The 24,185-nt window shown below is 40.5% G+C and carries 18 protein-coding genes; 7 read left to right on the top strand and 11 right to left on the bottom strand.

The annotated features are described in order from the left end of the window. Nucleotides 1–68: 68 nt before the first annotated feature. Both Q0017_RS03810 and tviB read right to left on the bottom strand, forming a co-directional pair. The gene (locus Q0017_RS03810) at nucleotides 69–1,100 is read right to left on the bottom strand and encodes an NAD-dependent epimerase/dehydratase family protein (protein WP_298142916.1); all 1,032 of its coding nucleotides are present in this window, start codon (nucleotides 1,098–1,100) and stop codon (nucleotides 69–71) included. Nucleotides 1,101–1,117: 17 nt separating this feature from the next. Continuing rightward, on the bottom strand, nucleotides 1,118–2,395 hold the full coding sequence (gene tviB / locus Q0017_RS03805) for a Vi polysaccharide biosynthesis UDP-N-acetylglucosamine C-6 dehydrogenase TviB (protein ID WP_298142914.1): 1,278 nt from the start codon (nucleotides 2,393–2,395) through the stop codon (nucleotides 1,118–1,120). A 370-nt stretch (nucleotides 2,396–2,765) separates the two neighbouring features. Here tviB and Q0017_RS03800 point away from each other — a divergent pair, with 370 nt between their 5' ends. Genes Q0017_RS03800 through Q0017_RS03790 form a run of 3 tightly spaced genes read left to right on the top strand, consistent with a single transcriptional unit; the run spans nucleotide 2,766 to nucleotide 6,469 of the window. After that, nucleotides 2,766–3,839, top strand: coding sequence for a polysaccharide biosynthesis/export family protein (locus Q0017_RS03800; protein ID WP_298142911.1), 1,074 nt, complete (start codon nucleotides 2,766–2,768; stop codon nucleotides 3,837–3,839). After that, nucleotides 3,839–4,267, top strand: a complete 429-nt coding sequence (locus Q0017_RS03795; RefSeq protein WP_298142907.1) for a low molecular weight protein-tyrosine-phosphatase — start codon at nucleotides 3,839–3,841, stop codon at nucleotides 4,265–4,267. The genes Q0017_RS03800 and Q0017_RS03795 overlap by 1 nt, the downstream gene beginning before the upstream one ends. Nucleotides 4,268–4,285: 18 nt before the next feature. Then, nucleotides 4,286–6,469 (top strand): polysaccharide biosynthesis tyrosine autokinase, encoded by a 2,184-nt coding sequence (locus tag Q0017_RS03790; RefSeq protein WP_298142903.1) that lies wholly within the window; start codon nucleotides 4,286–4,288, stop codon nucleotides 6,467–6,469. A gap of 55 nt (nucleotides 6,470–6,524) precedes the next feature. Here Q0017_RS03790 and dapB read toward each other — a convergent pair whose 3' ends face one another. The 3 genes from dapB to Q0017_RS03775 all read right to left on the bottom strand — a co-directional run bounded on the left by dapB (nucleotide 6,525) and on the right by Q0017_RS03775 (nucleotide 9,074). After that, on the bottom strand, nucleotides 6,525–7,346 hold the full coding sequence (gene dapB / locus Q0017_RS03785) for a 4-hydroxy-tetrahydrodipicolinate reductase (protein ID WP_298142900.1): 822 nt from the start codon (nucleotides 7,344–7,346) through the stop codon (nucleotides 6,525–6,527). A 126-nt stretch (nucleotides 7,347–7,472) separates the two neighbouring features. Further along, complete coding sequence (dnaJ, locus tag Q0017_RS03780; protein WP_298142896.1) at nucleotides 7,473–8,591, bottom strand: molecular chaperone DnaJ; 1,119 nt, start codon at nucleotides 8,589–8,591, stop codon at nucleotides 7,473–7,475. Between the two features lie 105 nt (nucleotides 8,592–8,696). Continuing rightward, entirely contained in the window at nucleotides 8,697–9,074 is a 378-nt protein-coding gene (locus Q0017_RS03775) for a hypothetical protein (protein WP_298142893.1), read from the bottom strand. Between the two features lie 342 nt (nucleotides 9,075–9,416). On the opposite strand from Q0017_RS03775, the gene ppc reads away from it, so the two are divergent. Next, complete coding sequence (gene ppc / locus Q0017_RS03770; RefSeq protein WP_298142890.1) at nucleotides 9,417–12,104, top strand: phosphoenolpyruvate carboxylase; 2,688 nt, start codon at nucleotides 9,417–9,419, stop codon at nucleotides 12,102–12,104. A 299-nt stretch (nucleotides 12,105–12,403) separates the two neighbouring features. Next, a complete protein-coding gene (locus Q0017_RS03765) occupies nucleotides 12,404–13,705 on the top strand; it encodes a solute carrier family 23 protein (RefSeq protein ID WP_298142888.1) in 1,302 nt (433 codons plus the stop codon). A gap of 92 nt (nucleotides 13,706–13,797) precedes the next feature. On the opposite strand, the gene Q0017_RS03760 is transcribed toward Q0017_RS03765, so the two are convergent. From Q0017_RS03760 to ilvD, 3 genes are all read right to left on the bottom strand, one after another. Then, complete coding sequence (locus Q0017_RS03760) at nucleotides 13,798–14,085, bottom strand: chorismate mutase (protein ID WP_298142885.1); 288 nt, start codon at nucleotides 14,083–14,085, stop codon at nucleotides 13,798–13,800. Continuing rightward, nucleotides 14,027–15,373 carry a hypothetical protein gene (locus Q0017_RS03755; RefSeq protein ID WP_298142883.1) on the bottom strand — a complete coding sequence of 449 codons (1,347 nt, stop codon included), beginning with the start codon at nucleotides 15,371–15,373 and terminating at the stop codon, nucleotides 14,027–14,029. The genes Q0017_RS03760 and Q0017_RS03755 overlap by 59 nt, the downstream gene beginning before the upstream one ends. 206 nt (nucleotides 15,374–15,579) lie before the next feature. Continuing rightward, entirely contained in the window at nucleotides 15,580–17,409 is a 1,830-nt protein-coding gene (gene ilvD / locus Q0017_RS03750; protein WP_298142881.1) for a dihydroxy-acid dehydratase, read from the bottom strand. Between the two features lie 519 nt (nucleotides 17,410–17,928). Between ilvD and fmt the strand changes: the two genes are divergently transcribed. Beyond that, nucleotides 17,929–18,885 carry a methionyl-tRNA formyltransferase gene (gene fmt / locus Q0017_RS03745; protein ID WP_298142982.1) on the top strand — a complete coding sequence of 319 codons (957 nt, stop codon included), beginning with the start codon at nucleotides 17,929–17,931 and terminating at the stop codon, nucleotides 18,883–18,885. Continuing rightward, complete coding sequence (rsmB, locus tag Q0017_RS03740; protein WP_298142878.1) at nucleotides 18,885–20,192, top strand: 16S rRNA (cytosine(967)-C(5))-methyltransferase RsmB; 1,308 nt, start codon at nucleotides 18,885–18,887, stop codon at nucleotides 20,190–20,192. Before fmt ends, rsmB begins: the two co-directional genes overlap by 1 nt. Nucleotides 20,193–20,326: 134 nt before the next feature. Here rsmB and Q0017_RS03735 read toward each other — a convergent pair whose 3' ends face one another. The 3 genes from Q0017_RS03735 to Q0017_RS03725 form a co-directional block, all read right to left on the bottom strand. Further along, nucleotides 20,327–20,437 (bottom strand): methionine/alanine import family NSS transporter small subunit, encoded by a 111-nt coding sequence (locus Q0017_RS03735; RefSeq protein WP_298142875.1) that lies wholly within the window; start codon nucleotides 20,435–20,437, stop codon nucleotides 20,327–20,329. 1 nt (nucleotide 20,438) lies between these two features. Beyond that, nucleotides 20,439–21,923 (bottom strand): sodium-dependent transporter, encoded by a 1,485-nt coding sequence (locus Q0017_RS03730; protein ID WP_298142871.1) that lies wholly within the window; start codon nucleotides 21,921–21,923, stop codon nucleotides 20,439–20,441. Between the two features lie 442 nt (nucleotides 21,924–22,365). Beyond that, on the bottom strand, nucleotides 22,366–23,724 hold the full coding sequence (locus Q0017_RS03725) for an MFS transporter (RefSeq protein ID WP_298142869.1): 1,359 nt from the start codon (nucleotides 23,722–23,724) through the stop codon (nucleotides 22,366–22,368). Nucleotides 23,725–24,185: the final 461 nt, after the last annotated feature.

The raw sequence follows: 24,185 nt of genomic DNA, 5'->3' as shown, positions 1-24,185 counted from the left end.
AAAAAATGAATAAAATTTCATTAACCAGAAAAGCGTCAAGTGATTAGAAAAAAGTATTTAATTCCTTGTTATACATTCATTACTTTTTCTACATACCATGACATTGCGTTTTTAAGACCTTGTGCAATTACAAATTCTGGTTTATATCCTAGTAAACTCTTAATCTTTTCAATACTGGCTTGTGAATGTCGAACATCCCCAGCACGGAAATCATGGTATACGGGCTCTTTCGTATAAGTCACATCATTTTCATTTAATGCAGCTTTAATGGCATTAAACAAATCATTTAGAGTCGTACGATCCCCTACTGCAACATTATAAACCTGATTTTTAGCTTCATCATTTTGCGTAGTGGCTGCCAGAATATTGGCCTGAACCGTGTTTTCAATAAAACAAAAATCACGACTGGTTTCACCATCACCATTAATAAACACATCATCACCGGCAATCATGGCCGCTGTCCATTTTGGAATCACAGCTGCATAGGCACCATTCGGATCCTGACGCTTGCCAAAAACATTAAAGTAACGCAGACCAATCGTTTTAAAACCATAAGTCCGTGCAAAGACTTCAGCATACAGCTCATTTACATATTTGGTGACCGCATAAGGTGAAAGTGGCTTGCCGATATTTTCTTCCACTTTAGGCAGTGCCGGATGGTCACCATAAGTTGAACTACTTGCTGCATAAGTAAAGCTTTTTACCTCTGCATCACGTGCAGCCGTCAGCATATTTAAAAAGCCGGTAATATTGGCTGCATTGGTGGTAATCGGGTCGGCAATCGAACGGGGCACAGAACCTAAAGCTGCTTCATGCAAGACATAGTCCACTCCTGCACATGCTTTCTGGCAGTCTGCAAAATTACGGATATCACCTTCATAAAACTTGAAGTTTGCCCATTGCTCAGGTTTGACCAAACTTTGCACTTCATCCAGATTATGCTGATGACCTGTCGCAAAATTATCCAGACCCACCACGTTTTGGTTTAGCTTTAATAAGGTTTCCAGTAAATTTGAGCCAATAAAGCCTGCCACACCGGTAATTAACCAGGTTTTTGGTACTTGTTGTAATTGCTCGCATACAGTTTGATATTGGCTCATGTTTAAAGTCCCTATAATTACAGACGAAGGTCAGATTCAGATTGATCCAGTACATATTTTAGGTCATATAAAATATGTGCGGACTTGCCCAAGGCACGTAATGCTTCAGCACCCATGGCTTTAAACTGATCATGGGCAACGGCCAGAATCACAGCATCATACTGACCTTGCTCTAACTGCTGTACTGGCGTGATGTTATATTCATGCTCAGCTTCTGCGGCATCTACCCAAGGATCATAGACGTCAGCTTGAATATGGTATTCTTGCAATTCCTGCACAATATCAATAATTTTCGTATTACGAATATCTGGGCAGTTCTCTTTAAAACTCAAACCAAGCACTAAAACTTTAGCGCCTTCAACTTGAATTTTTTTCTTAATCATGCCTTTAACTAGCTGAGTGACCACATAAGCCCCCATCGCATCATTTAAACGACGACCGGCTAAAATAATTTCTGGGTGGTAACCAATGGCTTGTGCTTTATGGGTTAAGTAATACGGGTCTACACCAATACAGTGACCGCCAACCAAGCCCGGACGGAAAGGCAAGAAGTTCCATTTGGTACCGGCAGCTTTAAGCACCGCTTCGGTATCAATCCCCATTTTATTAAAGATCACCGCCAATTCATTAATTAAAGCAATATTGACATCACGTTGCGTGTTTTCAATGACTTTAGCAGCTTCAGCCACTTTAATACTTTCGGCTTTATGTGTACCGGCTTCAATAATAAGGTTATACACCTCATCCACAAAATCGGCTACTTCAGGGGTAGAACCTGAGGTGATTTTTAAAATATTGGTCACGCGGTGTAATTTATCACCCGGGTTGATACGCTCAGGGCTATAACCAGCAAAGAAGTCTTGGTTAAATTTTAAACCTGACACTTGCTCTAACACAGGAATACAGGTTTCTTCTGTCGCACCCGGATAAACCGTGGATTCATACACCACAATATCACCAGCTTTAAGTACCTGACCAATACTTTGTGAAGCTTTAATTAGTGGCGTTAAATCGGGTTGTTTAAATTCATCAATCGGTGTTGGTACAGTCACAATAAAAAAGTTACATTGTTTTAAGTCTTCTAAATTGGCGCTATAGCTTAAATATTGTGATTGTGCTAATTCCTCTGGAGACACTTCTAAAGTGTGATCTTGGCCACTTTTCAGTTCATCAATACGTTTTTGATGAATATCAAAACCAACAACGGGTACTTTTTTCCCAAATTCTACTGCCAAAGGCAGACCAACATAGCCCAAACCAATAATTGCAATTTTAATTTCTGATAGTTGTAACATCCGACAGCCTTTTATTTATCGAGTCAAGCAGCTAAATCCGCGCATAATATAGCAGAAATTATATTGAGTTTTACTTTATTGAAAATAAAATCACATCAACAGAGTATGTGTATAACAAGCCATTCTGATTAAAATACAACCCACAAAAACTATTGAAAAATTATTTTTGCGTATATCTTTAGGATTTATATAAATATTTTAAATGAAAATATTTTGTTACTTTTTCTGTTTAAATATTAAACGCTTCGATTATTTAAAAGATAAACTTGATCTTATGAAAAGACACTATATGATTAAGCCTTAAGAAGAATGCGCATGCCAAAAGCTTTCGTTAAAAATTGAAAAATTAATGATCTATATAGGACTTCGAGTGAAACTTTACCAATCTTTATTTCTACTCACTTTTGGTGTAGCCGTAACAGGTTGCGCAGTTACTTCTGGTCTGCAAACCTATGATTTACCTCAACAAGGTATTTATCAAACCGAACTTGGCTCACAAGTCAATGTAGTGAAAATTACTGCTGAGTCATTACCTAGTGTACAAACTGCACAGGTCAATATTCGTCAAAACTACGCGCATCTTTTTAATAACAGCCATAAAAATTACCGTCTAGGTAGTGGTGATATTTTATCGATCTATCTTTGGGCACACCCAGAACTCTCGAGCAGCGAAAGCTCTGGCTACCAAATTGACTCGCAAGGCTATATTCAGTTTCCGATTATTGGGCGTTATAAAGCCAGTGGTAAAACTATTCAGCAAGTCAACCAAGAATTACGCAGTCAATTGGCGCGCTATTTAAAGACTCCCGATGTGATTGCACGGGTATTGTCTTATGAAGGACAACGCTACTCTGTTCAAGGCAACGTCATGAAAGGTGGTCAGTTTTATTTAAATGATCAACCGACCAGTGTCTATACTGCATTAGGTCTTGCTGGCGGTATCAACAACCAATTGGGGGATAACACCTCAATTACCCTGGTGCGCCAAGGTCAAAGCTACCAACTCAATAGCTTAGAACTTGAAAAACAAGGTTTATCGCTGCATAAGTTGTTGATCCAACCTAATGACACACTGTATGTCAATTCACGTGAGAATCAAAAAATTTACGTCATGGGTGAAGCAGGAAAAAATCAGTCTTTGCCTTTACGTGATCAAGGTATGAGCTTAGGTGATGTGTTGGGTGAAAGCCAAGGCTTAAATCCCTTGTCGGCAAGTCGTAGTAAAATTTATGTGGTGCGTAGTCACCCCACAGATGGTAGCACCGAAGTCTATCACTTAGATTTAAGCAGTCTTGGTGACTTTGGATTGGCCAATCAGTTTAGTATGCGCTCCAATGATATTGTTTATATTGATGCCTCTGGATTGGTGCGTTGGCAACGTGTTTTGAACCAAATCATTCCATTTTCAAACGCCTTGTATAATTTAGATCGTTTGGGTCAGTAATGCAGATCAATAATATTTTAGTGGTCTGTGTGGGCAATATTTGCCGTAGTCCAATGGCAGAATATTTACTCAAACAAGAATTTCCAGAGCTACAGATTCATTCAGCTGGTATTCAAGGCTTAACAGGTCATCCTGCTGATGAAAAAGCGCTGCTGTGTATGCAGCGTTTAAATCTTGATATGCACAATCATATTGCCAAAAAGCTCGATGCTCAGATGCTAAAACAAGCCGACTTAGTTTTGGTGATGAGTCAAAATCAACAAAAACATATTGAACGCACTTGGCCTTTTACAAAAGGGAAAACCTTTCGTTTAGGACATTGGCAACAGTGTGATGTTGCCGATCCTTATCAACATGACCAAGCCATGTTTGATCAAACCTGTCAGTTGATACAGACCTGTATTGCTGATTGGAAAAACTATATTTAACTTTGATAATTTACGATTATGAGCCAAAGCGATAAAACTGAAGATACGATTGATCTAAAAGAGCTGTTCTTTTCTTTAATAGCGCAGTGGAAATTAATCGCGCTATGTACAATTTTAAGTTTGGTGTGTGCCTTACTGTATTTACGTGCTACACCTGATACTTACGCAGTCAATGCTTTGGTACAAGTTGAAGAAAGCAAAGGGGCTTCAGCAGCATTGCTTGGCGATTTATCCAGTATGGTCGAGCAAAAACAGCCTGCTCAAGCTGAGATTGAAATTCTAAAATCGCGCTTGGTTTTAGGTTCGGTCATTCAAGATTTAAATTTAGATATTCATATTCAAGGTTTAGAAAATGGTTTGATTGACCGTTTAGCCACTAAAAATCAGTACCATGTCGAGCATCATAAAGATGCGGTGATGTTTCGTGATAATCAATCACGCTTTAATGTACGTGAATTTAAAATACCGGCAAATTTTATTGATACCAACTTATTACTCAATATTGATGGGCAAAATTTCAGTTTAAGTGATAGTAATAATCAGCAAGTACTGGTACAAGGTAAGCTCAATCAAAATAATGAATTAAGTTCTGAATATGGTGTTTGGAATATTTCCATTTATAGCCAAGACCAGATTAATAATAGTTATTTAATTAAAAAGATGTCTTTACCTGCTGCCATGAATCAACTGACTGCCCATTATTCAGTGGCTGAAAAAGGTAAAATGACGGGTATTTTAAGCTTAAATTATCAAGGTCAAGATAAAGTACAAATCACACGTATTTTAAATGAAATTTTAGCGGCCTATAGCAAACAAAATATTGAACGTCGTTCTGCCGAAACTGCACAAACCTTAAGTTTTCTTGACGAGCAATTGCCTGAACTCAAAGATAAATTAGACACAGCCGAACGTGCTTTTAACAGTTTCCGTGAACAATCTAACACCGTAGATGTAACCAAAGAGTCTGAGTTGTATTTAAGTCAAAGTATTGCCTTAGAACAACAAAAAGCGCAATTACAACAGCGCCAAGCAGAACTTTCAGCCAAATATACCAATGAACATCCTGCCATGCAGGAAATTAATGCACAGCTTGGAGTAGTCACACAAAAAGTCACTGAGTTAGAAAGCACTTTAAAGCAACTACCTGATTTACAACGTCGTTATTTACAACTGTATCGCGAAGTTGAAGTGAATCAGCAGTTGTATACTGGTTTATTAAACTCATATCAACAACTTCGTATTGCTAAAGCAGGCGAAATTGGTAATGTGCGTATTATTGATCAAGCCATTGCCCCAATTCAGCCGATTGCACCAAAAAAATTACAGATCTTAATTTTAAGTATTTTCTTAGGTGGCTTTTTAGGTACTTTACTCGCCTTGTTACGTAATATGCTACGTTCTGGGGTTAAAGACTCAACCCAAATTGAGACTGAACTGGACTTGCCTGTTTATGCCACTGTGCCACGTTCTGAAATTCAAGAAAGTCACTTTAAATTATTAAAGAAAAAGAAATTCTTACCAATTTTAGCCATTAAAAATAGCGATGACCTTGCAATTGAAAGCCTACGTAGCATGCGTACCGCAATTCACTTTGCCTTGAGCAATGCTAAAAATAACGTGATTATGGTGACAGGTCCGGCTCCTGAAGTGGGTAAATCATTTGTTTCTGTCAATTTGGCGACCATTTTAGCGCAAAGTGGTAAATGTGTATTATTGATTGACGGTGATATGCGCCGTGGTTATATGCACCAATATTTTAAAGAATCAACTAATCAGTACGGATTGGCCACTTATCTAAATGGACAAAATAGCGATTTAGAACAATTGATTCAAAAATCAGAAGTGGTCAATTTAGACTTTATTGCACGTGGCAAAAGCCCAAGTAATCCATCTGAATTATTAAGTACAGAAACTTTTGCCAAGTTTATTGAAGAAGTTTCACAGCGTTATGATCATATTATTATTGATACACCACCTGTATTGGCAGTGACCGATAGCGTGATTATTTCTCAATTTAGTGGTGTCAATTTAGTGGTGGCCCGTTATGCTAAATCACAAATGAAAGAGTTAGAGCTAGTAGTGAATCGTTTTGACCAAGTAGGCGTTAAGGTCAATGGTTTAATCTTAAATGATGTACAACGTGAAGTTGGCTCACCTTATGGTTATGGCTATAACTATGCTTATACCTCTAAAAAAGATTAAGCAAAATACAACATAAAAAACCCGCCAATGGCGGGTTTTTTTTAAAGCTTAATGTTTAGGTTTTAATATCATTAAAACCTAACACATCTTTCATATCGTATTTTTTCGCATCACGACCGACCACCCAAGCCGCAGCACGCACTGCACCTGAAGCAAAGTTCATACGGTTGGTGGCTTTATGCGTAATCTCTACACGCTCACCTTCACCAATAAACATGGCAGTATGTTCACCCACAATATCGCCACCACGAATGGTTTGAAAACCAATGCTTTGACGCTCACGCGGACCAGTATGCCCTTCACGGTGATATACGGCATCTTGTTTTAAGTCACGCCCTAAAGCATCGGCAATGGCTTCACCCATCATTAGAGCTGTACCTGATGGTGCATCAACTTTGTGACGGTGATGCGCTTCAATCACTTCGATATCTACCGTGTCACCAAATACTTTAGAGGCAAGTTCTAATAGTTTAATCGACACGTTGACACCGACTGAGTAGTTTGCCGCATACACGACAGGTGTTTGAGCTGCTGATTCGTCTAAGTAAGCTTTTTGCTCATCGTTCATGCCCGTTGTACCAATGACAATCGCAACACCATGCTCACGGCAAATTTTTAAATGGTTGATGGTTGCAGCAGGTGCAGTAAAATCAATCACCACATCGCAGTTTTTTACCACTTCTTCTAAGCTGCCAACAACTTTAACACCTAAAGTGCCAACGCCTGCCAATTCGCCTGCATCTGCGCCAAGCAAAGTGCTTTCAGGGCGTTCAACGGCAGCTGCCAATTGGTAACCTGCTTCTTGCACAGCTTGAATTAAAATACGGCCCATACGACCGCCGGCACCCAAGATCCCAATACGTGGAGTTGCTGACATCACATTTTCCTAATGTTGCGTTTTAATGCGTTTAACTATAACAAAACTCGCGCCCAACACTCATCATAATTGAGCAATTCTTAATATAAAAAAGGCATCTATAGATGCCTTTTTTAAGTTCAAGCTTTAGTCAAATAAACGATCAAAGAATGATTTCTTCTTTGGCGATGACTTACCACCTTCTTCACCTTCAAATGTGGCTTGTAACTCTTTGAGCAATTCACGTTGACGCGAAGTTAAGTTGACTGGCGTTTCCACCACAATACGACACAGCAAATCACCCTGCATATTATGACGTACAGGTTTTACCCCTTTACCACGTAAACGGAACAGTTTGCCCGTTTGTGTACCTTCAGGTACTTTCAGGCTCACACGGCCATCGAGGGTTGGAATTTCAATTTCTTTACCCAACGCAGCATCAACAATAGACACGGGTACGTCCATATACAAATCGGCGCCGTCACGCTGGAAGATTTCATGCTCGCGCACTTGTACTTCTACATATAAGTCGCCTGATTGACCGCCACGAATCGCTTCACCTTTACCAGTTAAACGTACGCGGTCGCCATTATCTACGCCCGCAGGAATAGTCACTTCTAAAGTCTGTTGACGATCAGACACCCCTAAACCATGGCATGAGTTGCATGGGTTTTTAATGACCTTACCTTGACCACGACAAGTGCTACAGGTTTGCTGTACTGCAAAGAAACCTTGCTGCATACGCACTTGACCTGAACCATGACAGGTCTTACAGGTTTCTACATCATTCGGTGACTGTGAACCTTGACCATTACACGGCTCACACGGTGCAGGTGCAGTAAAGGTAATGGTTTTCTTTACGCCACGCACAGCCTCTTCAAGGGTTAACTCGGTGACATAGCGTAAGTCCGAACCACGGCGTTGACGTTGTTGCTGACGACCGCCACCACCACCGAATGCCCCACCGAAAATATCACCAAATTGGCTAAAGATGTCTTCGGCGCTAAAACCGCCGCCACCACCACCGCCACCCATACCACCTTCAAAGGCTTGATGCCCCATACGGTCGTACATGCTACGCTTTTGACCATCTGATAATACTTCGTAAGCTTCAGATGCTTCTTTAAACTTTTCTTCAGCCTCCGGATTGTCCGGATTACGGTCTGGGTGATATTTCATCGCCAACTTACGGTAGGCTTTTTTAATTTCATCATCACCAGCGGTTTTAGCAACACCTAAAACCTCATAATAATCACGTTTAGCCATAGCAGGCGATGCTCCTCACGGAATAATTAAAATACTGAACTGAGCTTTCAAATTGGGGTAGTCAGGCGCTTTTACAAGGGGACGTACATAAAAATTTATAGCTGCTTAAAAAACTGGCTTATTTTTCATAAAACGTACAATGCCTTTTAACCAAGCATTGAGTAAATATAAAAAGGCAATCAGTGCAAAGACCACACCAATCACAGTACAGGCTGTCACCCATAAATAGCTATCCCAATAATAAAAATTAAGTGGAATAAACCAAAGTGATGCAAACGCTGCCAAGATTAAATACAGCAAGGTACTGCGCATCACCCATAAGGCTTGGGCATTAAGCCAAACTTCAGTTTGTGGGGTTTGGCTAACATTACGTGCCAAAAAATAGGCAATCACGCCGCTAATGAGTGTGAATAATGCGAAAAACATCAGTACGTAAGCCACGGCGATCTTACGACGCTGTTGTTTTAAACTGTCTTGAGACATTTAGATGAACCTCAGAAAACGGCATCTTGTTATTATCGATGTCGCCTATTTGCCGATGTGTTGCAAGCATGCGCGGCTACTATATTGAAATTTTCAATCTTTCGCACGCAATTATATAAAATTCTCTAATACAAAGAAGCATTTATTTTTTGAAATATGCTATAAATTGGCTACTTTATGCACGCGCCCTGCAATCAATGCACTTGTCAGCTCAAGTCATAAAATAAAAAGCCATTCTCTTACAATATATAGCCATTAGACTATCGACTTTTGTAGGACACGGCTATTTTCAACAATAAATCAAGCTATATTCAAGACAACAAGAACAAGGAGAACACAACCATGGTTCAACAAATTGACGCTCCTTTGCGTGAAGATGTACGTTTACTGGGCAATTTACTCGGTGAAACTTTAAAAGAACATGCCGGACAAGATTTGTTTAATCAGGTTGAGCAAATTCGTGCTTTATCTAAAGGCGCACGAGATGGTCAAGTTGAAGCCGAAAAACAACTCGAACAACTGTTATCGAGTTTAGATGACCATGAAATTTTACCGCTGACGCGTGCTTTTACCCATTTCTTAAACTTTGCCAATATTGCCGAACAATATCATGTGGTGCGTAGCCGTCGTCAAAGTGAATTTGATGCCAATGCACCCTCGCCTAATCCGCTTGATCATTTATTTGAAAAATTTAAACAACAACAAATTTCAAGCGAGACCTTATTTGAGCAAATTTGTCAGCTGAAAATTGAATTGGTGCTCACCGCACATCCAACCGAAGTCAGCCGCCGAACTTTAATTCAAAAATATGATGGCATTAATGACTGCTTAAGCAAATTTGATCAGCAAAAGCTGACTCCGCGTGAGCGTCAAGCCACCTTAAATGAACTAAAACAATTAGTTTGCTCGGCTTGGCAGACCGATGAAATCCGTCAGCATCGTCCAACGCCTGTGGATGAAGCTAAATGGGGTTTTACCACCATTGAGCAAACCTTGTGGAATGCGGTACCTAAATTTATTCGTGAACTCGATCAAATGGTGGTAGAGCATTGTGGGCAAACTTTACCTTTAAATGTTGCCCCAGTACGTTTTGCCTCTTGGATGGGCGGTGACCGTGATGGCAACCCGAATGTTACGCATAAAATTACTCAAGAAGTGCTGTGGTTGTCACGTTGGAAAGCTGCTGATTTATATTTACGTGATATTGAAGCGTTGCGTTGGGAATTATCGCTTAAAGAATGTAGTCCGGAATTACGCAGCATATTAGGCAAAGAGCATGCCGAGCCATACCGCGAAGCCTTACGTGATATTCGTGACCGTTTAAAAGCCACCCGTAATTGGTTGGCGCAAAAACTCCAAGGCAATGATGTGGTGGATGATCCACGGGTGATTTTAAGTAAAGAGCAAATCTTAGCGCCTTTATTGCTGTGTCATCGCTCTTTAATGCAATGTAATTTAGCTGAAATTGCCAATGCGCAATTGCTTGATTTTATTCATCGCGTGAATTGTTTTGGGATTGAATTACTCAAACTCGATATTCGCCAAGAATCGGGTCGTCATCGTCAAGCTATCTCTGCCATTACCGAATATTTAGGTTTAGGTAATTTTGAAACATGGACTGAACAAGCGCGTCAAAATTTCTTACTCCAAGAGCTACAAAGCAAGCGTCCTTTGTTGCCCAAACATTTAAATGAACCTGCGCAAAGCCTAATTGAGCATCCCGATGTGCAAGAAGTCTTTGCTACGATGCGTACCTTGGCCGAGCAACCAAGTGAATCTTTGGGCGCTTATATTATTTCTATGGCGGAATATCCAAGTGATGTTTTGGCCGTGTTGTTATTGCAAAAAGAAGCTGGCATCAAAAAAGCCTTACGTGTAGTCCCTTTATTTGAAACCTTAAAAGATCTAGATGGTGCGGCCACCACCATGAATACCCTGTTTAATATGCATTGGTATAAACAGCATATTCAGGGCAAACATGAAGTGATGATTGGCTATTCTGACTCGGCCAAAGATGCAGGCTTTATGTCCGCCAATTGGGCACAGTATCGTGCCCAAGAAGAATTAACCGCAGTGGCAAAAACCCACGGCGTACAATTGACCTTGTTCCATGGTCGTGGCGGTTCAATTAGTCGTGGCGGTGCACCAACCCAACAAGCTTTGTTTTCACAACCACCAGGGTCTATTTCAGGTGCTATTCGTGTTACCGAACAAGGTGAGATGATTCGCTTTAAGTTTGGTTTAGAAGGCATTGCGCTACAAAACCTTGAAATTTATACCGCAGCCACCTTAGAAGCGACTTTGTTGCCACCACCAGAACCCAAACCAGAGTGGCGCGAGTTGATGCACAAAATGACCGATTTATCGGTGCAGGTGTATCGTCAAACCGTACGTGAAAATCCGCACTTTGTGCAATATTTACGCACCGTGACGCCTGAGCTTGAGTTACAGATGTTGCCACTGGGCTCTCGTCCGGCAAAACGTAAAGTCAGTGGCGGTATTGAATCTTTACGTGCTATCCCATGGGTGTTTGCATGGACTCAAATTCGTTTAATGTTACCGGCATGGCTTGGTACAGGTGCTGCCATCAATCAAGTCACCGAGCAAGGTCATAAGGCTTTACTGGATGAAATGTTGCAACAATGGCCCTATTTCCAAACCTTGGTGGATATGTTGGAAATGGTCTTGTCTAAAGCCGATGGCAACATTGCCTTATATTATGAAGCTCACTTAACAGATGACGAACATTTAAAAATTTTAGGTGAAGAGCTACGTCAGCGTTTACGTGATGCTGTAGAGAGCTTATTGAGCTTAAAAGGTGAGTCGAAATTACTCAGCAGCAATGATGTACTTGATCAATCCATGAAAGTACGTAAGCCGTATATCCTGCCGTTACACTTGTTACAAGCTGAACTGATGAAACGTCGCCGTGAATATTTAGTCAATAATGCCGCCGAACATACCCCTGTCGATCATGCTTTAATGGTCAGTATTGCCGGAATTGCTGCCGGATTACGTAATACCGGTTAAGTTTTTTTTAGCCACATCGTGAAGCACATCTAATTGATGTGCTTTTTTTTGTTCAATAAAACAACAAACCCATCTTTTTTTTATAAGTATGATTAAAGAAGATTATAAGTGAATCTTCTATAGAAAAATTCGATTAATGCACTGATTTTGGTGAATTTTTAACAAAAATTACTTTTACCAAGCGGTAAAAATATAATAAAAGTCATAGAATTAGTTTTACTCAATCACGCAAAATCACCCTAGAAAATTATAAAAATAGGCGTATGATGTGTCCAATTTGTCTATTGAGTGTACATTTTATGACCAATTGGTTTCCCAAATGGCGCCCTTATGAGGGCAGTATCGATGCACGACCAGTAGGCACAAATGAATATCTCCCAATCTCCCAAAGCGTTTTACTCGGTATTCAACATGCCTTTGCAATGTTTGGTGCGACCGTTCTTGCACCTTACTTAATGGGCTTTGACCCCAACTTGGCAATTTTAATGTCAGGTCTATGTACCATTTTGTTCTTTTTTATGACAGGTGGTCGTGTGCCGAGTTATCTCGGTTCTAGTTTTGCCTTTATTGGTGTCGTAATTGCCGCAACTGGCTATGCTGCATCAGGTACAGGTGCACCAAATGCCAATTTAGGTGTGGCGGCTGGTGGCATTATGGCCTGTGGCGTACTGTATGCATTGTTTGGTTTATTGGTCATGGCAACCGGCACCCGTTGGATTGAAAAACTCATGCCACCCGTGGTCACAGGTGCCGTGGTAATGATCATTGGTCTTAACCTTGCGCCGGTCACAGTGAAAGGGGTCATGGGTGACAACTTTAATATGTGGATGTCTTTAGTCACTGTGATGTGTATGGGGACAATTGCGGTATTTACCCGTGGCTTATTACAGCGTTTATTGCTAATTCTTGGTTTGTTGTCGGCATATTTAATCTACTTTATTGTGGCCAATGTTTTAGGCTTAGGTAAAGCGATTGATTTTGCTACGGTACAACAAGCGGCATGGTTTGGTGTGCCTACCTTCCATTCACCGGTGTTTGATGCCAATGCTATGCTGATTATTGCCCCAATCGCTTTAATTTTAGTGGCGGAAAATTTAGGTCATATTAAAGCAGTAAGCGCCATGACGGGTGAAAATCTTGATCCACATATTGGTAAAGCCTTTGTGGCCGATGGTGTTGCCACCACTTTAGCAGGTGGTGTCGGTGCACCGGGCATGACCACCTATGGTGAAAATATTGGTGTGATGGCAGTGACTCGCGTGTATTCCACCATCATTTTTGCCATTGCTGGGATTTTTGCTGTGTTTTTAGGTTTATCGCCTAAGTTTGGTGCAATTATTCATACCATTCCGACTGCCATTTTAACCGGTGCATCTATTGTGGTATTTGGTTTAATCACCATTGCTGGTGCCAAAATTTGGATTGAAAACAAAGTCGATTTCTCGCAAAACAAAAACTTAATGGTCGCTGCGGTTACCATTATTTTAGGCACAGGTGACTTTGCTCTACAAATTGGTAGCTTTAATTTAGGTGGTATTGGTACCGCAACCTTTGCTGCTTTATTTTTAAATTGGTTCTTTAGTTTAGCCGATAAAAAATAAACTAGATTGCTATAAAAAAGCAGCCCACGGGCTGCTTTTTTTGTCTTGGCTTTATACAGACTACAAAGCTCAAGCTAATGATGTTGTGAGTGTTAAGGACGAATTTCTTTGAGTTCACGTTGAATAATATGTTCGGTAATTTGTTGATAAATACGCTCAACCAAAACTGGATCTAAAGCATAACTTTGGGCTTCGGCACGAACTTTATTCAGTACTTGTTCGGTACGCTCTGGTGATTGTAGTTCATAACCACTACGTTTAAATTTTAAGGCGCGATCCACATAAAATTGACGCTTGGCCAACAATTCTACTAAGGCGGTGTCAATCGCGTCGATCTGGGCGCGGGCTTGTTCGAGAGTTTGAGGCTTTTCTTTGTTCATTATCGCTTTCATTTTCACTCTTATATAATTCTTCTAACACATTACTAAAAATACTTTCAATCATCCATACCCGATATAAACTATTAAATACATAGCTTTGTCCGGCAATTCTTAATTCAAGTACAGGTAAACTAGGCTGCGATTTCATTTCACAGTACATATCATTTTGCTGTAAACGTGAATGAATATCCTGTGGCTGTAACTCAACCAGATCTAAGTCGCGACATAATTGCTGCATATGTTGGGCATAAGATAAATCTCGACCCTTGGTCCATACTTGACGCAACATTTCATACATCACATCGACTTGCTGTTCCGGTGCAACGCTATAAAACAACTTGGCCATTTGTAGGGTTGCTGCTTCAGTTGGACGGCAAAATGGCGTGAATTTAACTTCGCTACGTTTAGATAAACGTGTGGCAAGGCTCCAGTCAAATTGATCTCGTCCTTGATAACTTAACGGATAAATATTCAATTGAATATTATAATAATCTGCCAATTCTTCTTTAATATACGCCAATAACAACCAAGAAATCGGATCTTCTAAGGCAATATATAAATCAAGCTCTGGATCAAGCGCCTGAATTTCATTGAGTTCTTCGGCATCACTAATTAAATGCTCACGCCATTCGATATGATTAATTAGAAAAATGGGATTATCAGTTAAAAGTTTTTGTTGTTTTAAACGACGTGCTAAACGCAATAAGTCATCTACAGCATGATACTTGCGATCGGCCAATTCAAAATAAGCACTTAATACAGGTGTGTCATTAAAAATACGTTCTGGAAAATCTTGGGTTTGCGCTTGGCGGCTGGCCATCGCATATAAGGTAGCCAATTTACCTTCTTGTTTTTGCCACAACATATGAAATACATCTTCAAGCAAATACAGAAAATCTTGGCCACGTAAGGGCGTGTGCCGCAAAATAGTTTCGGCTTGTTGTAAGGCTTCTTGGGAGGGTTGTTCTGGAGTGTCGTGAAAACTAAAACGATGTTGCTTAGATAAAATTTTGGCATCATTTAAACAATAATTTTGCCATTCTAAAGCTGACATTTGGTTGGGTGGTTCGGCACTTTCATTTGAGATCACCACTTTAAGCGGTTTCATCTCTTCGGTTAATATTTCTTCTAATTGTGGCAATTGTTGTGCGGCTAAATAGCTATACACGTCATCAAGGCGTAAATAAATGCTTAAACCCTGATCCGTAGGCAACAACTCTTGGCGAACTGGTTTTTGATAAAACCAACTCGATCGGAGCGGATCGAACCAACGGCGCAGCAGTGACATGTAACTAGCCTCAACAATAAAAATGCAAGCTTAAAACTCAAAACAGCATAGCACTTGGTGGTGCAATGATGAAAATATAATTTTCATTTGCTGGCAAAATTTATAGCAAGTTCAGCTTCTATGTTCAATGCTTTGACCTTGCAACTTAAGTCCATGTGACATACAAAAAAAAGCACCCCATTTGGAGTGCTTTTTTTATTTATAGATTAGATATCGCGAACTGCGCCTTTAGCTGCACTGGTTGCATGCATGGCATACGCTTTAAGCGCTTTAGAGATTTTACGTGGACGCTCTTTGGCTGGCTTCCAACCTTTGGCTTCTTGCACTTCACGGCGCGCTGCCAATACATCCTCAGCAACAGCAAGGTGAATAGTACGGTTTGGAATATCAATTTCGATACGGTCGCCATCTTCAACTAAGGCAATTGCCCCACCTTCAGCCGCTTCGGGAGACACGTGACCAATAGACAAACCTGATGAACCACCAGAGAAACGACCATCTGTTACCAGCGCACAATCTTTACCTAAACCTTTTGATTTTAGGTAACTGGTTGGGTACAACATTTCTTGCATACCCGGACCACCTTGTGGACCTTCATAGCGAATCAGTACCACATCGCCTGCCACGATTTTGCCACCTAAAATGGCTTCTACTGCATCATCTTGGCTTTCAAATACACGTGCTGTACCGTTGAATTTTAAAATCGATTCATCTACACCCGCAGTTTTTACGATACAACCATCTAATGCAATGTTGCCGTAAAGTACTGCTAAGCCACCATCTTGTGAGAAAGCATGTTCAACATTACGGATTACGCCCTTTTCACGGTCGCCATCAAGACGTGTGTAGTAACGGTCTTGTGAGAATGCAGTTTGCGTTGGTACGCCACCCGGTGCTGATTTAAAGAAGTTATATACATCTTCATCTTCGGTACGGATAATGTCCCACTTATCTAAAGCATCTTTTAAAGTGGCTTCATGTACGGTAGGTACAGAAGTGTCTAATAAACCACCACGGTCTAATTCGCCAAGGATTGACATAATGCCGCCCGCGCGGTGGATGTCTTCCATATGTACATTTTTCACCGCAGGTGCAACTTTACAAAGTACAGGTACTTTACGCGATAAACGATCAATGTCGTCCATGGTAAAGTCAACTTCTGCTTCGTGTGCAGCAGCCAATAAGTGAAGTACAGTGTTAGTTGAGCCGCCCATTGCGATGTCTAAAGTCATGGCATTTTCATACGCAGCTTTTGTTGCAATGTTACGTGGCAACACGTTGTAATCATTTTGTTCGTAATGACGTTTGGTGATTTCAACGATCAACTGACCCGCTTTTTCAAATAATTTTTTACGGTTGGCGTGTGTTGCAAGTGTTGAACCATTACCCGGTAACGATAGACCTAAAGCTTCTGTTAAGCAGTTCATTGAGTTGGCAGTGAACATACCTGAACATGAACCACAGGTTGGACATGCAGAACGCTCATACGCTTTTACTTCTTCGTCGGTGTAGTTGTCATCTGCCGCAACAATCATCGCATCAACAAGGTCAATCGCTTGTTCGCCACCGCGGATTTGTACTTTACCTGCTTCCATTGGGCCGCCTGAAACAAATACTACTGGAATGTTTAGGCGCATTGCTGCCATCAACATCCCCGGTGTAATTTTGTCACAGTTAGAAATACACACCATCGCATCAGCGCAGTGTGCATTGACCATGTATTCTACTGAGTCTGCAATCAAGTCACGTGATGGCAATGAATACAACATGCCGTCATGACCCATTGCAATACCGTCATCAACTGCAATGGTGTTAAATTCTTTTGCTACGCCGCCTGCTTGTTCAATTTGACGTGCCACCAACTGACCTAAGTCTTTTAAATGCACGTGACCCGGTACAAATTGCGTAAATGAGTTGACCACTGCAATAATTGGTTTACCGAAGTCTTCATCTTTCATACCAGTTGCGCGCCATAAGCCACGCGCACCAGCCATATTTCTTCCGTGTGTCGATGTTTTTGAACGATAGTCAGGCATTGTGTAGTTCCAACAAATGTTATGCTTGAGATGAATTGAACATTCACTCTGGCTAAATAGACTGCTTGTAATAAAGATCAGTCGGAATAATAAGTCATACGCTTGTATTGAGATTAAAGCAGCGTCACACGCAGATGACTAGCCTTAAGCGCACTTTTATTCCAAAAAATATTACACGCGTCAGCAAAAGAATAAAATCTACTATAAACCGAAGATTAATTTTTAAATACAAAACTTCTATGAATATTTTTACTTTTTTACATAAATTTTATTTATACAAATCTAGCTTTCTTGATCTTTAAAGTTTGGCCAATCATCGAGCCGCTTGCAATAACGACATCTTTTCATCACTCATTGGCATACCACAACAATTTGCTTTACACGTATAGTTTTAATAAGAAACGCTAAGCATCTGATCGGCTTATAAATTCACTCGTGACTAGTCTTTGCTCAGATAAAATTGCCCGTGAATTTTCGCAATTTGCTATAATTTACAAAACCACTGTACGGGCTGTTGAATTGAAAATCATCTTTGCGGGCACACCAGAATTTGCTGCCACTGCATTAGCGGCATTATTAAAGACTGAACATGAAATTGTTGCGGTGTATACACAACCTGACCGCAAAGCAGGTCGTGGGCAAAAACTCAGCGCATCTGCGGTAAAACAATTGGCTTTGGCACATGATTTACCGGTGTATCAACCTCTACATTTTAAATCATCGACTGAAGAAGGTTTGGCAGCTCAAGCTGAGTTAAAAGCACTAAATGCCGATGTGATGGTAGTGGCTGCATATGGTTTAATTTTACCGCAAGTGGTTTTAGATACACCTAAATATGGCTGTTTAAACATTCATGGTTCATTGCTGCCACGTTGGCGTGGTGCAGCACCCATCCAACGTGCCATTGCCACAGGTGATCAAGAAACGGGCGTGACCATTATGAAAATGGCCGCAGGTTTAGATACAGGCGACATGATGTTTAAAACATTGTGCCCTATTGAAGCCAGCGACACCTCAGCCACTTTACATGACAAATTGGCGGTTCAAGGTGCTGAAGCGATTGTGGCTGTGCTTGAATCAGAACAAAGCTTACAGCGCTATTTAGCCGAGCGTGAAGTGCAAAACGAAGATGCAACCGTATATGCACATAAACTCAGTAAAGCTGAAGCACAAATTGATTGGTCGCAATCGGCAGTACAAATTGATCGAAACATTCGTGCCTTTAATCCTTGGCCGGTGGCATTTATTCGTTTAGATGAAGAAAATAACTTACGCGTTTGGCATTGCACAATTTCTCAAGAGCAAGTGACTGCTCAAGCGGGTGAAATTATTGCAATTAGCAAACACGGCGTGAGCGTGGCATGTGGCGATGGTCAGGTGATTATCTTGACCTCATTGCAATGGCCGGGCGCAAAAGCCTTAAATGCAGTACAAATTCTACAAACTCAAAAATTGACTATTGGACAAATTTTATAATGAAGCAATCTCCCCACGCCTCAGCTAAAAACCTTAATTTACGTGCTCAGGTGGTGAAGACGTTATTGGCTGTCCAAAATGGTCAATCATTACAGTCTGTTTTGGCACAGCACATCAATATTGTCTCGGACAAAGACCGTGCGTTGTATCATGAATTGGTGTTGGGCTGTTTACGCCAATGGCATTCATTAAAGCAATTGACCTTACCACTTTTATCTAAACCCTTAGAAAACCAAGTGGTTGAAACTTGTCTTTACCTTGGTTTATATCAGCTTTTATGTACCCGTGTTGCAGCGCATGCTGCCATTTCAGAAACGGTAGAAGCATGTAAACAGTTGGGCATGGAAAGTTTAAGTGGCGTGGTCAATGCAATTTTACGTCGTGCCACACGTGAAACCGAACAATTCTACGATGTACTTGAAAATGCACCGGGCTTACCAAGTTGGTTATCAAAACGCTTGAAAAAAGATTGGGGCGAACAACTGGCTGAAATCAGTTATGAACTCAAACAGCTTGCACCACTGACCTTACGTGTCAATACCCGCCAAGTCAGCCGTGATGAATACTTAGATATCTTAGAAGATGAAGGCATTGAAGCGCATCGCTGTGAGATTTCTGAAGTAGGCATTGTCATGGACGAAAGCCTACATATTCCAAGCCTACCGGGTTTTGAAGCCGGTGGTTTTTCTGTTCAAGACGAACATGCTCAACTGTGTGCAACCTTATTGCCAAACTTAGATGGCAAGTTTGTGATTGATGCATGTGCAGCACCGGGTGGGAAAACTGCGCACATCTTAGAAACCTTTGATGTGAAAAAGCTGATTGCGTTAGATCAAGACGAAAAACGCTTAAAACGCCTCTCTGAAAACTTAGAGCGTTTGGTATTAGACGGTGAACATGTTCAAGTGATCACAGCAGATGCCATTAAGTGGCAAGCCCCTGAATTGGCAGATTGCATTGTATTAGATGCACCATGTACTGCTGTAGGTGTGATTCGTCGTCATCCAGACATTCGTTTACTGCGCCAATCAACAGACATTAAACAAACTGTAGAACTGCAAAAGCAGATTTTAGACAATATGTGGCAGCAGCTTAAAGTGGGCGGCACGCTGCTTTATATTACCTGCTCAATTTTAAAAGCTGAAAATGAACAGCAAATGGTAGAGTTCTTTAGCACCCACAGCGATGCTCAAGAAATTAAGATTGATGCAGATTGGGGTGTCGAGCAAATCCATGGTCGCCAATTGTTCCCAAAAGTGGGACGCGGTGATGGTTTCTTCTATTGCTTAATGCAAAAAACTGCATAATTAAAAAGGTGGCTTAAGCCACCTTTTTTATAATTTCAAGACTCCACTCATTCAAAATTCTATGAATAGATCCTCAAATGAGTAGAATCTTGATCAGCCAGTATCCTCGTAATCATGCAAAGTATGCAGCGATATTAATCTTCAGCTTCATCTGGATTTTTGACCAAATGAATAGTTGCCAAAATCAGACCACCCCATAGTAGGACTATAGAAATAATCATCATCATTAAAGCAGATGTATTCATATTATTTCTCCTCAGGATGACGGTCTTTTAACAAGCTTAACGCAATGGCACCCACAACAAAGAATGCCAAAGTACCACCGCCAACAATCCATAAAATATGTGCAGGGTAACCACCATAACCTTCTGAAATAATCGAGTTAATGGTCAAACCTAACGCCACCAATAAAGACACAGGGGTCACAATGGTCAATAAAAAGTTCCAACTTGCGCCTAACTGAATACTGGCATATTGGTTAATATGCGCTTGCAGTTGTTTCAGTAATGGACGACGTAACCACGACACCAAAATAATAGACACTAAACCACCACCTACAATACCAATATTGTTGGCAAAGTAATCAATGATATCAACAAAGGTAATTGCGCTATGCGTTGAGAACATTAAAGTGGATATTACCGCAGAACCACCAGCAATAATGCTGACTGACTTTTTATGTGACCAACCGAGTTTGTCTTGGAATGCAGCAATCGGTACTTGCAAGATACTCACCATTGAGGTGATGCCTGCTACGGTCAGTGATGCAAAAAATAAGAAACCAAATAAATCGCCACCCGCTCCTAAGCTTGAAATAATCTTAGGAAAAGCAATAAAGGCTAAACCAATACCACCAGAGACAACATCCTCAACTTTAGCACCTGAACTAAACGCCATAAAGCCAAGCGCCGCAAATACGCCAATACCCGCTAAAATTTCAAATGATGAGTTAGCCAAAGCCACTACAACACCTGAGCCAGTTAAATTGGTTTTACGCTTTAAGTAAGATGCATAGGTTAACATAATCCCGAAACCAACCGATAACGAGAAGAAGATATGACCAAAAGCGGCCAACCAAACTTTATAATTGCCCATCGCTTCCCAATTTGGGGTAAAGAAGGCATTTAAGCCGTCGACAGCGCCGGGTAAACGCACCGCTTGAATCACAAGAATAGAGAATAAGATTACCAACAATGGCATAAAGATTTTATTGGCCAGTTCTACCCCACGACGTACACCGCCATACAGGATCAACATCACCGCAACCCAAACACAGACTAAGCCCCAAAATAGCGTGGGTACAAAGCCTAAACTCAAGCCTTCGCCATTTTGTAAGTAAGTATTGAAGAAGAAGGCTTGGGTATCTGCACCCCATTGTTGCCCAAATGAGTAGAACATATAGCTGCCTGCCCATGACAATACGCTGGCATAGTAAATCCCAATCATCAGGGTGACCATCACTTGCCACCAACCCAAAGACTCAGCATTCATGAGCTTTTTATATGCCGTTGGCGGTGCTTTACGAAACTTATGCCCCACTGCATAATCTAAAAACAAAAGCGGTAAACCGGCTGCAAAAATAGCCACTAAATACGGGATTAAAAATGCCCCGCCACCATTTTCATAGGCTACATATGGAAAACGCCAAATATTACCTAAACCTACAGCCGAGCCAATCGCAGCAATAATAAAGCCGGATCGCGCTGACCAATTCTCACGAGTATCTGTCATAGAACACCTAAACCTTGGTGATTTTTTTAGCATTTGTTATAGGATTAATTACTGCCAAAAAAATACCATTTCAATATTAATCTTGTTGTGTTTGAAGTTAGATTTTTCACCTTTTGGGCGTTGCGTTCTAAATTTCAAACAGAGAAACATCACGCCAATTTTTTTGAAATCTGACGCCATTTTTCTCCTTTGATGGAACCACAATACCGATTTTTGCTGTGTTTGGCTTAGACTTCTGTCGCCTTTGTTGTTTATTTATCCTTTATTTTTTGTCATTTGTTCAAAATATGATTGTTTGTCTACAACCACAAGCCTATTAGTTATTATTAATAGTTTATTAATGTAATTTAGCTATTCTATTTTTTTATCAATTTAGCTAGTTTTTTTATACGACTTGAGCATAAAAAAAGCCCCCATACGGAGGCTTTTTCTAGATTAAAGATTATGTAGTTTGTTTAATCGGTTCGATTGAAGCTTTGGTAGTGACCACTTCTTCTTGCTCTTTTGCAGGACGAATAAATGCAATTGCAATCACCGCCAATACCGCAGGAACAGCCACAGCCAAGAAGTTAAATTTATGTGGTAACTCTAAACCCAGTAAGAAGCCAATCACGATTGGGCCTACAATCGCACCCATACGACCCACACCCGATGCCCAACCTAAGCCAGTAGAACGTACTGCCAATGGATAGAATTGCGCAACATAGCTGTATAGCAAGATACTACAACCTACTGAGGATGCACCTGCTAGAGAAACTAGGAAGTAAATCACAGGTTGAGGTGAGTTAAAGCCAAGACCAATGAGTGCCAAAATACCCACAGTTAACATCGAGATAATTACGGGTTTAATATGGAAGCGGTCAGCTAACATACCACCACCCGCTGTCCCAATAACTGCACCAATATTCAGTGCAAGTAAGAAGGTTAAACTGCTACCTAAAGAATAGCCCGCTGCCATCATCAGTTTTGGTAACCAACTGCCTAGAGCATACAGCATTAATAAACACATAAAGAAGGCAAGCCAAAACAACAATGTACCTGGTAAACGACCTTGTTTAAAAAGTGCAGAGATTGATGCAGCAGGTACTTTGCTTTCGTTAAAGACCAACACTGTTTGCGGAGTCACTTTATCTTCAGGCGAAAGTTTTTGCACAATCGCAAGTGCTTTTTCAGTTTTTTGTTGTTTAACTAAAAATGCTAATGATTCTGGTAAGAAAATAAATAAAAGTGGTAATACCAATAATGGAATACCTGCAATCCAGAACATGATTTGCCAACCAAAACTTGGCGTCAACCACGTTCCTAATAATGCTGCCATAATACCGCCCATGGCATAACCACTGAACATACCAGTCACAAGTGTACTACGTAGCTTTTGTGGGGCATATTCCGATGTTAAAGCCACAAGGTTAGGTAAAACACCACCGATACCTAAACCAGCAATAAAGCGTAATACACCAAATTGCGTTGGATTTTCAGCAAATCCACCTAAAAAAGTGAAACCACTAAATAACGTAACGCAGATTAAAATAACTTTTTTACGACCAATTTTATCTGCAAGCATGCCAAAGAACATGGCACCAAACATCATACCTGCCAGTGCAGTACTGGCCAGCATACCTGCTTGTACTGCTGACATGCCCCATTCTTGCATCAGCAATGGCAGTACTACACCATTAATTGCAAGATCGTAGCCATCAAATAGTACAACAAAGAGACACCAAAGCACGACTGTCATATGAAAAGGCTTAAACTTGGCCTTATCGACTACAGCATTAACATTCATTGTATGCGCTGTCATTTTTACTCACCTCCAAATGTGAGATCTTTTTTTATTTTTTATATAAAATGAACAATCATTCATTTTTTCATAACATAAGAATGGACATCAAATTAGACTTTGTCCAAAACCCTAAAGGTATAAATTTATCTAAATAAGGTATATTAAGCTTAATTTTTGAATAAAAATTACTCATAAAACTTTTTTGAGCAAATCTGTTTTTATAAAATATTGAATTTTTTTTAAACTATCCTATATAAATTAGTGAGTTAGAGAATATTCATACCAATATGCGACTAAAGATTTAAAAGTTAAGAAAATTTAATGTCTTTCATCGGAAAAATTTTGTTTCAATAATAAATTTCAGGCATAAAAAAAGCCCCCCTGATCAATGATCAGGGGGGACTTTTTAGAATAATGAGCTGGCGATGACTTACTCTCACATGGGTAACCCCACACTACCATCAGCGCTAAGAGGTTTC

It is taken from the genome of uncultured Acinetobacter sp. (genome assembly GCF_947624825.1).
Lineage (GTDB): Bacteria > Pseudomonadota > Gammaproteobacteria > Pseudomonadales > Moraxellaceae > Acinetobacter.
The sequence above is the reverse complement of the archived record's forward strand: the minus strand, read 5'-3'. Positions and strand labels throughout refer to the sequence as shown.